We start from the raw sequence: 11,844 nt of genomic DNA on the forward strand, positions 1-11,844 counted from the left end.
GGCAATCAGCCCTTGGGTGCGTCCGAGTCGCTGGAAAGCACCAGATCAACGCGTTCGAGCAGGTCGCGTACCTGCTCGCGCGTCGAGCCGCTGGCCTGTACGTCAGGGCGTTCCTGCTTATGCAGCAGGTCGTGGGTAATGTTCAGCGCGGCCATCACGGCAATGCGGTCTGCACCGATCACTTTGCCGCTGCTGCGGATTTCACGCATCTTGCCATCCAGGTAGCGGGCGGCGCTCACCAGGTTGTTGCGCTCTTCCTGTGGACAGATGATCGAATATTCTTTGTCGAGGATCTGCACGGTGACGCTATTGCTTGAACTCATGAGTCTTGCTCCAGGGCCTTCAGGCGCGAAATCATCGATTCGACCTTACGCCGGGCGATTTCGTTTTTTTCAATGAGGTGAGCGCGTTCCTCGCGCCAGGTCTTTTCCTGAGCTAATAGGAGTCCGTTTTGACTCTTAAGTTGCTCGACCCGAGTAATTAGCAATTCGAGTCTGGCCATCAGCGCTTGCAGGTCGGTGTCTTCCATTGGGTTCCACTGGATTTTGTCTGATGAATGGCAACTGCAGGATAAACGATCTGACGCCCTCGATAGTCTTGGTACGTCTGCCGGTGCTAGGATACAGCGCTCCATTCTAGACATTGCGCCGTCTGGCGCCTAGCTCACCATGCCCATTCAGAACTCCCCGTACGATGCTTTTTCCAAACTGCTGAGCACCAGCGGTCATCCTTGCTCGCCTGCCGAACTGCACGGCGTGCTGCTCGGCCGCAGCTGCACCGGCGTTGGCTTTGATGCCGACAACTGGCTGGCCGATGTGGCCGAGCTGCTGGAAACCGAACCGACCGAAAACGTGCGTAACGCGCTGATCGGCCTGCAAGAGATGGTCAAGGGCGAGCTGACCGGTGATGACGTCACCGTGGTCCTGCTGCTGCCGACCGACGATGCACCGCTCACCGAGCGCGCCGCCGCACTCGGCCAATGGTGCCAGGGCTTCCTCCACGGTTTCGGCGTGAACGCCAGCGGCCTGGAACTGAGCACCGACGCCAAGGAAGTGCTGCAGGACCTGGCGGCCATCTCCCAGGTGCAAGACGCCCTGGAAGAGTCCGAAGACGGCGAAGGCGACTACATGGAAGTCATGGAATACCTGCGCGTCGCGCCGTTGCTGCTGTTCACCGAGACCAAGAAGTCCGCTGAGCCTGCTGCACCCAAGCCTTCGCTGCATTAAAAGAGAAAGGAAGCCAATCTGCCCATGATCCATATCCCCAAAGCGGAATACACCCGGCGCCGCAAGGCGCTCATGGCGCAGATGGAACCCAACAGCATCGCGATCCTGCCGGCCGCCGCCGTGGCGATCCGCAATCGCGATGTGGAGCATGTCTACCGCCAGGACAGCGACTTCCAGTACCTGAGCGGTTTCCCTGAACCGGAAGCTGTGATCGTGCTGATGCCCGGCCGCCAGCATGGCGAGTACGTGCTGTTCTGCCGCGAACGCAACGCCGAGCGCGAATTGTGGGACGGCCTGCGTGCGGGCACCGAAGGCGCAATCCGTGACTTTGGCGCCGATGATGCCTTCCCCATCACCGATATCGACGACATCCTGCCCGGCCTGATCGAAGGCCGCGACCGGGTGTATTCGGCCATGGGCAGCAACGCTGAATTCGATCGGCACCTGATGGAGTGGATCAACGTCATCCGCTCTAAAGCGCACCTTGGCGCCCAGCCACCGAACGAATTTGTTGCCCTGGATCATCTGCTCCACGACATGCGCCTGTATAAATCGGCGGCGGAAGTGAAGGTGATGCGCGAGGCTGCGCGCATTTCCTGCGCGGCCCACGTAAAGGCGATGCAGGCCAGTCGCGCAGGTTTGCACGAGTTCAGCCTGGAAGCCGAACTGGACTACGAATTCCGTAAGGGGGGCGCAAAGATGCCGGCCTATGGCTCCATCGTCGCCACCGGGCGCAACAGCTGCATCCTGCATTACCAGCAGAATGACGCCGTGCTCAAGGACGGCGACCTGGTGCTGATTGATGCCGGTTGCGAAATCGACTGCTACGCCAGCGACATCACGCGCACCTGGCCGGTCAACGGCAAGTTTTCAGCGGAACAGAAAGCGATCTATGAAATCGTGCTGGCCTCCCAGGAAGCCGCCTTTGCCCAGATCGCGCCGAACAAACATTGGAACCAGGCCCACGAGGCGACGGTGCAGGTCATCACTGCCGGACTGGTTAAACTGGGGTTGCTCAAGGGTGACGTCGATGAACTGATCACCAGTGAAGCCTACAAACCCTTCTATATGCACCGCGCCGGCCATTGGCTGGGGATGGATGTGCACGATGTGGGCGAGTACAAGGTGGGCGGCGAATGGCGTGTGCTGGAAGTCGGCATGGCGTTGACCGTGGAGCCGGGTATCTACATCTCGCCGGATAACCAGGCCGTAGCGAAAAAGTGGCGTGGCATTGGCGTACGTATCGAGGACGACGTGGTGGTGACCAAGCAAGGCTGTGAAATTCTGACCAGCGGCGTGCCCAAGGCTGTCGCCGAGATTGAGGCGCTGATGGCGGCGGCGCGATGAGCCGGGTCAACCTGGCGATTATCGGCGGCGGCCTGGTGGGCGCGAGCCTGGCCTTGGCATTGCAGGCGGGGGCCAAGGCGCGTGGCTGGAAGATCGTGCTGATCGAACCCTTCGCGCCCGGCGACAGCTACCAGCCGAGCTACGATGCGCGGTCTTCGGCGCTGTCCTACGGCGCCCGGCAGATTTACCAGCGCCTGGGCCTGTGGCAGCAGATCTCGCGCCGCGCCGAACCGATCAAGCAGATCCATGTGTCGGACCGTGGGCGCTTCTCCACCGCGCGCCTGTCCGCCATGGAGGAGGGCGTGCCGGCCCTCGGTTATGTGGTGGAAAACGCCTGGCTCGGCCAATGCCTGTGGCAAGGCCTGGACAAGGACGTGGTGAGCTGGCGCTGCCCGGCGGAAGTCACCCGCATGGAGCCGCTGCCCGATGGCTACCGCCTGACCCTCAACGACGAAACCGTGCTGGAGTGCGACCTCGCGGTGCTGGCCGACGGCGGTCGCTCCGGCCTGCGCGAGCAACTGGGCATTGGCGTGAAAACCCGCCCGTACAACCAGAGCGCGCTGATCGCCAACATTACCCCGAGCGAAGCCCACAACGGCGAAGCGTTCGAGCGTTTCACCGATGAAGGACCGATGGCCCTGCTGCCGCTGCCGGACAACCGTTGCGCCCTGGTGTGGACCCGTATCGGCATGGACGCACAGCGCCTGGCCAATCTCGATGAGCGCAGCTTCCTGAGTGAATTGCAGGGTGTGTTCGGCTACCGCCTGGGCACCCTCAAGCAAGTGGGCGCCCGGCACCTGTATCCGTTGACCCTGGTGGAAGCCGAAGAACAGGTACGCTCGCACCTGGCGATCCTCGGCAATGCCGCCCACAGCCTGCACCCGATTGCCGGGCAGGGGTTCAACCTGTCCCTGCGTGATGCGCACGCCTTGGCTGAGGCCTTGCTGGCCGGGCCGGCGGTACCGGGTGACCTGGCGACGTTGCAGGCTTATCGCGAGCGCCAGCGCATGGATCAGAAGTTGACCGTGGGTTTCTCTGACCAGGTCACGCGGCTGTTTGGCAGTGCACAACCGCTGGTCGCACTGGGCCGCAATATGGGCCTGCTGGGCCTGGACCTGTTGCCGCCGGCCAAGCGTTGGTTCGCCCGTCAGGCCATGGGCCTGGGTACCCGTCCCGATGCGTAAGTGGCTGGTTGAACGGTTGGGCAAGGCGCGGTTGTTGCGTTGGGTCATGACCCTGTACCCGCCGTACCTGGGCGCTGGCGTCAGCGTGCAGCACATGAGCGCCGATTTTCGTCACGTCAAAGTGCGTATGGGCCTGGGCTGGTACAACCGCAACTACGTCGGCACGCAATTCGGCGGCAGCCTGTATTCGATGGTCGACCCGTTCTACATGCTGATGTTGATGGAGAACCTGGGCCGCGATTACATCGTGTGGGACAAGGCCGCGAGCATCGACTTCATTTCGCCGGGCAAGGGCCCGGTGTATGCCGAATTTTCCATCGACGAGGCCTTGCTGGATGAGGTGCGTCGACAGACCGGAGGTGGCGAGAAGTACTTGCCCCACCTCAAGGTGCAGATTCATGACGGCTCCGGCACTCTGGTGGCGCGGGTCGACAAAACCCTTTACGTGCGGCGCAAGCCGCCAGCGAGGCAGGCTTAAAGCATGGACATGCGCGCAGATGTGCTGATTGTCGGGGCCGGAATGGTCGGAAGCGCCCTGGCGCTGGCGTTGCAGGGCAGTGGCCTGCAAGTGTTGCTGCTCGACGGCAGCCCGCTGAGCGTCAAGCCGTTCGACCGCGCGGCGGCCTTCGAACCGCGTGTAAGCGCTTTGTCGGCTGCCAGCCAACGCATTCTCGAGCGCCTCGGTGTGTGGGATGGCATCGTTGAACGACGCGCCAGCCCCTACGGCGAGATGCAGGTGTGGGACGGCAGCGGCACCGGGCAGATCCACTTTTCGGCCGCCAGCGTGCATGCCGAAGTGCTCGGGCATATCGTCGAGAACCGGGTGGTCCAGGATGCCTTGCTTGACCGTCTGCACGACTGCGACCTGGGCCTGCTGGCGAATGCGCGCCTGGAGCAGATGCGTCGCTCCGGCGATGACTGGCTGCTGACCCTGGCCGATGGACGCAAATTGCGCGCACCGCTGGTGGTGGCCGCCGACGGCGCCAATTCCGCCGTGCGCCGCCTGACCGGTACCCCCACACGTGAGTGGGACTACCTGCATAACGCCATCGTTACCAGCGTGCGCAGCAGTCAGTCGCACCGGCGCACGGCCTGGCAACGCTTCACCGACACCGGCCCGCTGGCGTTTTTGCCGCTGGAGCGGGACGGGCAGGAGGACTGGTGCTCAATCGTCTGGTCGACTACGCCGGCCGAATCCGAACGCCTGATGGCGTTGGATGATGAAGGCTTCTGCCGTGAGCTGGAGCGCGCCTTTGAAGGGCGCCTTGGCCGCGTGGTCAGCGCCGATCCGCGTGTGTGCGTGCCTTTGCGCCAACGTCACGCCAAACGCTATGTGGCCGAGGGCCTGGCGTTGATCGGCGACGCGGCCCATGTCATCCACCCATTGGCCGGGCAGGGCGTCAACCTGGGGTTCCTCGATGCGGCGGTGCTGGCCGAAGTGTTGTTGTCGGCCACCGAACGCGGTGAACGTCTGGCCGATGTGAAGGTGCTCAGCCGTTACGAGCGCCGACGCATGCCGCATAACCTGGCCCTGATGGCGGCGATGGAGGGTTTTGAGCGCTTGTTCCAGGCCGATCAACTGCCGCTGCGCTGGCTGCGCAATGCTGGCTTGAAGATGGTCGACCAGATGCCCGAAGCCAAGGCCGTGTTTGTGCGCCAGGCCCTCGGGTTGACCGGCGATCTGCCGGACCTCGCCAAGCCCTGATACGGCCATGCAACATTTGGTAACGGCTGCGCCGAGCGTTACCAAATGTGAGTCCCTATCATTTGCGCCTATTTTGCAAATGAGAGACCGCACCCATGTTGGCACCCAAGCGCCTCCTGACTGCCCTGGCACTCACCCTGATCGGCAGCACCACCGTGCAGGCAGCCGACGAGGTGGTGGTCTACTCCTCGCGTATCGACGAGCTGATCAAGCCGGTGTTCGACGCCTACACCCAAAAGACCGGTGTACAGGTGAAGTTCATCACCGACAAGGAAGCCCCGCTGATGCAGCGCATCAAGGCCGAGGGCGAAAACGCCACCGCCGACCTGCTGCTCACCGTTGATGCCGGCAACCTCTGGCAGGCCGAGCAGATGGGCATCCTGCAACCGTTCACTTCCCCGGTGATCGACAAGAACATTCCTCTGCAATATCGCTCTTCGGCTCACGCCTGGACTGGTTTGAGCCTGCGCGCGCGGACCATCGCCTATTCCACCGACCGGGTGAAACCGGGTGACCTGACCACGTACGAAGCCTTGGCCGACAAGCAGTGGGAAGGCCGCCTGTGCCTGCGCACGGCGAAAAAGGTTTACAACCAGTCGCTGACTGCCACCCTGATCGAAACCCACGGCGCGGCCAAGACCGAAGAAATCGTCAAGGGCTGGGTGAATAACCTGTCCACCGACGTGTTCTCGGATGACATTGCCGTGCTGGAGGCGATCAACGCCGGGCAGTGCGACGTCGGGATCGTCAACACCTACTACTATGGCCGCTTGCACAAGCAGAAGCCGGACCTGGCGGTGAAGCTGTTCTGGCCGAATCAGGGCGACCGTGGCGTGCACGTGAACCTTTCGGGCATCGGCTTGACCAAGCACGCGCCACACCCGGAAGCCGCCAAGGCGCTGGTGGAGTGGATGACCACGCCTGAGGCGCAGAAGATCTTTGCCGATGTGAACCAGGAATTCCCGGCCAACCCGGCGGTACCGCCGTCGGCTGAAGTGGCGACCTGGGGCAAGTTCGTGGCGGATACATTGCCGGTGGAAGTGGCGGGCAAACGCCAGGCTGAAGCCATTCGCCTGATGGATCGGGCGGGCTGGAACTAAGTACAATTTGTAGGGCGCTGCAGATCCGAAGGTGGGAGGGGGCAAGCCCAAATGCCAGTCAGTCAAGCGTACATCGCCTCCTGTAGGAGCGAGCTTGCTCGCGAAAGACGTCAACGATAACGCGTGCTTCCTGAATGAACGCGGCGCCTGTGAGTTTTTCGCGAGCAAGCTCGCTCCTACAAAAAGCCTTAACTGACTGGCATTAGGGCTTGCCCCCTCCCACATTGAATTGTGGTGATTTGAAGATATTCATTATTGAGAACCCACCCTTGGCCCACCCCGCTCAACGCCGCTGGTACCTGCCGGTCTTCACCGTCGCTGCCCTGGTGCTGCTGCCGCTGAGCGTGCTGTTGCTGTCCTGGCAAAGCATCGACGCGCAAATCTGGTCCCACCTCTGGGAAACCCAGATGCCACGCCTGTTGGGTAACACCCTGACCCTGGTGCTGGGTGTCGGCGTTGGGGTAACGCTGTTGGGCGTAAGCCTGGCCTGGCTCACCAGCCTCTGCGAATTCCCTGGTCGGCGCTGGCTCGACTGGGCGTTGATGCTGCCCTTTGCCATTCCCGCCTATGTGCTGGCCTTCGTGTTTGTCGGCCTGCTGGATTTCTCCGGTCCCGTGCAGACTCTGCTGCGCGAATGGTTCGGCAGTGGCTTGCGTCTGCCACGGGTGCGCTCCACCAGTGGGGTGATCATCGTGTTGGTGCTGGTGTTCTATCCCTATGTGTACCTGCTGGCGCGCAGCGCATTCCTCGCCCAGGGCAAGGGCTTGATGGAAGCCGCGCGCGTGTTGGGACAATCGCCCTGGCAAGCGTTCTGGCGCGTCGCGCTGCCCATGGCGCGACCGGCGATTGGCGCTGGCGTGGCCCTGGCATTGATGGAGACCCTGGCGGATTTCGGTGCGGTCTCGGTGTTCAACTTCGATACCTTCACCACCGCCATCTACAAGACCTGGTACGGCTTTTTCAGCCTGTCCAGCGCGGCCCAACTGGCCAGCCTGTTGCTGCTGGTGGTGATGCTGGTGCTGTACGGCGAGCGTCGTGCCCGGGGCGCCAGTCGGCCCAGCAACGAGCGACCCCGGGGTAAGGCGTTGTACCACTTGAAGGGGCTCAAGGCGGTAGCGGCCAGTGGGTGGTGTGGCCTGGTGTTCGCCTGTGCCTTTGTCATCCCGGTGCTGCAACTGGTTGCCTGGTTCTGGCAGCGTGGCCGGTTCGATCTGGATGAACGCTATTCGGGCCTGATCGTCCACACCCTTTACCTGGGCGGCATTGCGGCGCTGATCACGGTCAGCGTGGCGCTGGTGCTGGCGTTCGCCAACCGCCTGGCGCCGACCCGGGCGATTCGCTCCGGTATCAGCCTGGCCAATGTCGGCTATGCCTTGCCGGGCTCGGTGCTGGCGGTGTCGATCATGCTGGCGTTCAGTTACCTGGATCGTGAACTGGTGGTGCCGCTGTCCGGCTGGCTCGGAGGGGCGGGCAAGCCACTGTTGCTGGGCAGTCTGTCGGCGCTGGTGCTGGCGTATCTGGTGCGCTTTCTGGCCGTGGCCTACGGGCCGCTGGAAAACAGCCTGGCGCGCATCCGGCCTTCTTTGCCGGAAGCTGCGCGTAGTTTGGGCGTGAGTGGCCCGCGACTGTTTTGCAAAGTGTATCTGCCGCTATTGCTGCCTGGCACCCTGAGTGCCGCACTGCTGGTGTTTGTGGATGTGCTCAAGGAAATGCCCGCGACCCTGCTGATGCGCCCGTTCGGCTGGGACACGCTGGCGGTGCGGATCTTTGAAATGACCAGCGAAGGTGAGTGGGCGCGGGCCTCTCTGCCTGCGTTGACGCTGGTGTTGGTGGGGCTGCTGCCGGTCATTGGGCTGATCCGACGTTCCGCTCGACCAATCGGTTAGGTGCCAGTCCTACGGCTTGCGGCTACAATGCGCGGCATTCGGTGCGGTCTGTCCTTCGGGGCGAGTCGCTGTGCGTGGCTGCAGGCCTTGTAATTCAAGGCGTCCAGTGCGAGCAACGACACTGCGCACCTTCGCCAAGCCCGGAAGGAGAAACCCATGGGACAGCGCACGCCTCTGTACGACCTGCATCTCGCCCTCGGCGCGAAAATGGTCGATTTTGGCGGTTGGGATATGCCTTTGCATTACGGCTCGCAAGTTGAGGAGCACCATCAGGTGCGGCGCGACTGCGGGGTGTTCGATGTATCTCACATGACCGTGATCGATGTCACCGGCCCCCAGGCCAAGGAATGGCTGCAGCACTTGCTGGCCAATGATGTCGAGCGTTTGCACGGCTGTGGCCGTGCGTTGTACAGCGCCATGCTCAACGAGCAGGGTGGCGTGGTGGATGACATGATCGTCTACCGCACCGAGGCCGGATACCGGCTGGTGGTCAACGCCGCCACCCGTGACCAGGACTTGGCCTGGATGCAGGCGCAACTTGGCAGCTATCAAGTGCAACTGCATGAGCGGCCTGAGTTGGCCATGCTCGCCATCCAAGGTCCCCATGCCCGGCAGAAGATTGCCGAGTTGGTCACTCAGTCTCGCGGCACCCTGATCCACCAGCTCAAGCCCTTTGAAGGCCAGGCTGACGGTGATTGGTTTATCGCGCGCACGGGTTACACCGGCGAAGACGGCTTGGAAATTGTCCTGCCGGCCGATCAGGCGCCGGGTTTTTTCAACGATCTGGTGGGTGCGGGTATTTCACCCATAGGCCTTGGCGCGCGGGACACCCTGCGGCTGGAAGCCGGCATGAACCTGTACGGCCAGGATATCCATCAGGACGTTTCGCCCCTGGCGGCCAACATGGCCTGGAGCATCGCTTGGGAGCCTGCTGAGCGAAATTTCATCGGGCGTGCGGCGCTGGAAGCCGAGTTGGCGGCCGGCGTGCAGTTCAAACTGGTCGGGCTGGTACTGGAAGAACGTGGGGTTTTACGCGCTCACCAGGTGGTTCGCATCGCCAATGTTGGCGAAGGAGAGATCACCAGTGGTAGTTTCTCTCCTACGCTGAGCAAATCCATTGCCCTGGCGCGCGTACCGACGGCGACTGCCGATCGGGCCGAAGTGGAAATCCGCGGCAAGTGGTACCCAGTTCGAGTGGTCAAACCGACCTTCGTGCGCCATGGCAAAACGTTGATCTAACCCTTTCCGGCAGGCCAATGGCTGCTGACATTTCTTCTTGAGGACACAGACTATGAGCGATATCCCTGCCGACCTGCGTTTTGCCAGCAGTCACGAATGGGCCCGTCTGGAAGCTGACGGTACCGTCACCGTCGGGATCTCCGACCATGCCCAGGAAGCTTTGGGTGATGTGGTGTTTGTTGAGTTGGCCGAAGTTGGCGCCAAGTTTGACGCTGAGGGCCAGGCGGGTGTGGTTGAGTCGGTGAAGGCTGCTTCGGATATCTACGCCCCGGTTGCCGGCGAAGTGATGGCCGTCAACGAGGAGCTGAGCGGTAGCCCTGAGCTGCTGAACTCCGACCCATACGGCGCTTGGATCTTCAAGCTCAAGCCAAGCAACCCGGCTGATCTGGAAAAACTGCTGGATGCTGCTGGCTACAAAGCCGCCATCGGCGAGTAACCGAAACACCCATGTGGGAGGGAGCAAGCTCCCTCCCACATTCAATCGTCGTGAGCCGTGAGTGTTCAGTTCGCCTTCAGGACTGCCTTTACTGCCGCCACCGACCGCTCGACATCTGCCTCTGTCATCGCCGTAAACATCGGCAACGACACGATCAAACGTCCAACCTTTTCCGCTACCGGGAACATCCCTTCCTTGAACCCCTGTGCCCGATACAGGCTCAGCAGGTGAATCGGCGGGTAGTGATAGCCAATGCCAACACCTTGTGCCTGCATTTTCTCCATGAAGGTCGCGCGGGCGGGCAGGCCGTCCTGGCGCTCCGGCAGCACCAACTGGAACAGGTGCCAGTTGCTGTTTTCGAAGTCAGCCGGCGGCAGTTGCGCGCCGTACTTTTCTTCGAAATCACTGCCGAAACATTCGAAGTAGTGTTGTGCCAGGTGCTGGCGATGGGCGGTGATCTTCTCGATGTGGGCGAACTGCCCCAGCCCGATGGCTGCAGCGATGTCGGTCATATTGAACTTGCCGCCCAGCACATCCACGTCCAGGCCGTCGAAGCCGGTACGCGTAACGCCCTGCAGGCGGTATTTTTCCGCCAGGCGGGCTTCTTCGGCATTGTTCAACACCAGGCAACCGCCCTCGGAAGAGGTGATGTTCTTGTTAGCCTGGAAGCTGAACGACACAAAATCGCCGGTGGCACCGATGCGTTCGCCGTCCCAGCTGGAGCCCAGGGCCTGGGCGGCATCTTCGACGATGCGCAGGTTGTACTTGTTGGCCAGCGCGTACAGCATCGGCATGTCCAGGGGCAGGCCGGCCAGGTACACCGGGATGATCGCCTTGGTGCGCGGGGTAATTGCGGCCTCCACCTGGGCCAGGTCGATATTGCGGGTGACCGGGTCGATATCGGCAAACACCGGTGTGGCCCCCACCTCCAAAATCACGTTGGCCGTGGCCACCCAGGAGATCGGTGTGGTAATCACTTCATCCCCAGGCCCGATACCGGCGATACGCAGGGCGATTTCCATGGTGCAGGTGCCGGAGTTGAATGTGCGCACCGGTCGGCCGCCAAAGTATTCCGATAGCTGCGCCTCAAACGCCTGCACTTTGGGTCCGCTGGTGATCCAGCCCGAGCGCAGTACATCGCCGACCGCCGAGATGGTGGCTTCATCGATGGTAGGTTTGGAGAACGGCAGAAAGGGCTGTTGGCTCATAACGACGAAGGCATCCGTTTCAGATTGACGATGAGTAAGCGAGGGCTCAGTACCGGCATGGTGGCACGGCCAGACTGAATATAGCCTGTCACCTGTGAATGAATCGTCACCGTACGGACAAAAAAATGCCGCTTTAAAAGCGGCATTTTTCAGAGTGAGGGAATCACTCGGTGACAGCATTCTTCGCGAGAATGGCGTTGGCCAGCTCCATATCCGTGGCCTGCAGGCCAGGGTTATCGGCGCGGACTTTCTGCATCGCAGCTTCCAGGTACGGGCCACGGATGCCGCCGTCACTGGCAACAAAGCTGCCGGCGTCGTCTTGTGCGGCGACCACCAGCTTGTGGTCCTTGAAGGTCAGGTACGTCGAGCCGGTAGTGGCGCCCGACGAGATGACATTGCGCCAGAAGCTGTCGGCCATTGCTGAACCGACAGGAAGGGAAAGCACGGCAAGCGTTGCGACAGCATATTTGAGACGCATGATGGGTGACTCCGGGTGGGTTATCTGTACATTAT

Annotated in this window: 13 protein-coding genes; 9 read left to right on the forward strand and 4 right to left on the reverse strand. The window is 61.9% G+C overall.

Translation table 11 applies throughout. The features are described 5' to 3' along the window. Positions 1 to 5 precede the first annotated feature (5 nt). Together J1G35_RS06075 and J1G35_RS06080 are read right to left on the reverse strand one after the other, a co-directional pair. A complete protein-coding gene (locus J1G35_RS06075) occupies positions 6 to 323 on the reverse strand; it encodes a cell division protein ZapA (RefSeq protein WP_003176812.1) in 318 nt (105 codons plus the stop codon). Then, positions 320 to 529 carry a TIGR02449 family protein gene (locus J1G35_RS06080; protein WP_007982902.1) on the reverse strand — a complete coding sequence of 70 codons (210 nt, stop codon included), beginning with the start codon at positions 527 to 529 and terminating at the stop codon, positions 320 to 322. The genes J1G35_RS06075 and J1G35_RS06080 overlap by 4 nt, the downstream gene beginning before the upstream one ends. Before the next feature lie 139 nt (positions 530 to 668). Here J1G35_RS06080 and J1G35_RS06085 point away from each other — a divergent pair, with 139 nt between their 5' ends. The 9 genes from J1G35_RS06085 to gcvH all read left to right on the forward strand — a co-directional run bounded on the left by J1G35_RS06085 (position 669) and on the right by gcvH (position 10,123). Next, entirely contained in the window at positions 669 to 1,226 is a 558-nt protein-coding gene (locus tag J1G35_RS06085; protein ID WP_053127821.1) for a YecA family protein, read from the forward strand. Positions 1,227 to 1,250: 24 nt separating this feature from the next. Then, complete coding sequence (gene pepP, locus J1G35_RS06090) at positions 1,251 to 2,573, forward strand: Xaa-Pro aminopeptidase (RefSeq protein ID WP_223014075.1); 1,323 nt, start codon at positions 1,251 to 1,253, stop codon at positions 2,571 to 2,573. Beyond that, positions 2,570 to 3,757 (forward strand): 2-octaprenyl-6-methoxyphenyl hydroxylase, encoded by a 1,188-nt coding sequence (ubiH, locus tag J1G35_RS06095; RefSeq protein WP_131697574.1) that lies wholly within the window; start codon positions 2,570 to 2,572, stop codon positions 3,755 to 3,757. Before pepP ends, ubiH begins: the two co-directional genes overlap by 4 nt. Continuing rightward, entirely contained in the window at positions 3,750 to 4,235 is a 486-nt protein-coding gene (locus tag J1G35_RS06100; RefSeq protein WP_223014080.1) for a DUF4442 domain-containing protein, read from the forward strand. The genes ubiH and J1G35_RS06100 overlap by 8 nt, the downstream gene beginning before the upstream one ends. 9 nt (positions 4,236 to 4,244) lie before the next feature. After that, positions 4,245 to 5,462 (forward strand): 2-octaprenyl-3-methyl-6-methoxy-1,4-benzoquinol hydroxylase, encoded by a 1,218-nt coding sequence (locus J1G35_RS06105; RefSeq protein ID WP_223014151.1) that lies wholly within the window; start codon positions 4,245 to 4,247, stop codon positions 5,460 to 5,462. Positions 5,463 to 5,557: 95 nt separating this feature from the next. Next, positions 5,558 to 6,562 (forward strand): extracellular solute-binding protein, encoded by a 1,005-nt coding sequence (locus tag J1G35_RS06110; RefSeq protein WP_053127831.1) that lies wholly within the window; start codon positions 5,558 to 5,560, stop codon positions 6,560 to 6,562. Between the two features lie 269 nt (positions 6,563 to 6,831). Further along, positions 6,832 to 8,448 (forward strand): iron ABC transporter permease, encoded by a 1,617-nt coding sequence (locus tag J1G35_RS06115; RefSeq protein ID WP_223014081.1) that lies wholly within the window; start codon positions 6,832 to 6,834, stop codon positions 8,446 to 8,448. A gap of 156 nt (positions 8,449 to 8,604) precedes the next feature. Next, positions 8,605 to 9,687 carry a glycine cleavage system aminomethyltransferase GcvT gene (gene gcvT, locus J1G35_RS06120; RefSeq protein WP_223014084.1) on the forward strand — a complete coding sequence of 361 codons (1,083 nt, stop codon included), beginning with the start codon at positions 8,605 to 8,607 and terminating at the stop codon, positions 9,685 to 9,687. Between the two features lie 52 nt (positions 9,688 to 9,739). Continuing rightward, positions 9,740 to 10,123 carry a glycine cleavage system protein GcvH gene (gcvH, locus tag J1G35_RS06125; RefSeq protein ID WP_223014086.1) on the forward strand — a complete coding sequence of 128 codons (384 nt, stop codon included), beginning with the start codon at positions 9,740 to 9,742 and terminating at the stop codon, positions 10,121 to 10,123. Between the two features lie 65 nt (positions 10,124 to 10,188). Here gcvH and J1G35_RS06130 read toward each other — a convergent pair whose 3' ends face one another. Together J1G35_RS06130 and J1G35_RS06135 are read right to left on the reverse strand one after the other, a co-directional pair. After that, the gene (locus J1G35_RS06130; RefSeq protein WP_223014088.1) at positions 10,189 to 11,331 is read right to left on the reverse strand and encodes a DegT/DnrJ/EryC1/StrS aminotransferase family protein; all 1,143 of its coding nucleotides are present in this window, start codon (positions 11,329 to 11,331) and stop codon (positions 10,189 to 10,191) included. A 163-nt stretch (positions 11,332 to 11,494) separates the two neighbouring features. Next, entirely contained in the window at positions 11,495 to 11,809 is a 315-nt protein-coding gene (locus tag J1G35_RS06135; RefSeq protein WP_003176799.1) for a DUF2388 domain-containing protein, read from the reverse strand. Positions 11,810 to 11,844: the final 35 nt, after the last annotated feature.

The sequence above is a fragment of the Pseudomonas sp. SH10-3B genome, from assembly GCF_019891415.1.
GTDB lineage: Bacteria > Pseudomonadota > Gammaproteobacteria > Pseudomonadales > Pseudomonadaceae > Aquipseudomonas.

Coding starts and splice junctions, on each gene's coding strand:
- J1G35_RS06100 (WP_223014080.1), top strand. CDS start 3,750: ATGCGTAAGTGGCTGGTTGAACGGTTGGGCAAGGCGCGGTTGTTGCGT.
- ubiH (WP_131697574.1), top strand. CDS start 2,570: ATGAGCCGGGTCAACCTGGCGATTATCGGCGGCGGCCTGGTGGGCGCG.
- gcvT (WP_223014084.1), top strand. CDS start 8,605: ATGGGACAGCGCACGCCTCTGTACGACCTGCATCTCGCCCTCGGCGCG.
- gcvH (WP_223014086.1), top strand. CDS start 9,740: ATGAGCGATATCCCTGCCGACCTGCGTTTTGCCAGCAGTCACGAATGG.
- J1G35_RS06130 (WP_223014088.1), bottom strand. CDS start 11,331: ATGAGCCAACAGCCCTTTCTGCCGTTCTCCAAACCTACCATCGATGAA.
- J1G35_RS06135 (WP_003176799.1), bottom strand. CDS start 11,809: ATGCGTCTCAAATATGCTGTCGCAACGCTTGCCGTGCTTTCCCTTCCT.
- J1G35_RS06080 (WP_007982902.1), bottom strand. CDS start 529: ATGGAAGACACCGACCTGCAAGCGCTGATGGCCAGACTCGAATTGCTA.
- pepP (WP_223014075.1), top strand. CDS start 1,251: ATGATCCATATCCCCAAAGCGGAATACACCCGGCGCCGCAAGGCGCTC.
- J1G35_RS06075 (WP_003176812.1), bottom strand. CDS start 323: ATGAGTTCAAGCAATAGCGTCACCGTGCAGATCCTCGACAAAGAATAT.
- J1G35_RS06105 (WP_223014151.1), top strand. CDS start 4,245: ATGCGCGCAGATGTGCTGATTGTCGGGGCCGGAATGGTCGGAAGCGCC.
- J1G35_RS06085 (WP_053127821.1), top strand. CDS start 669: ATGCCCATTCAGAACTCCCCGTACGATGCTTTTTCCAAACTGCTGAGC.
- J1G35_RS06110 (WP_053127831.1), top strand. CDS start 5,558: ATGTTGGCACCCAAGCGCCTCCTGACTGCCCTGGCACTCACCCTGATC.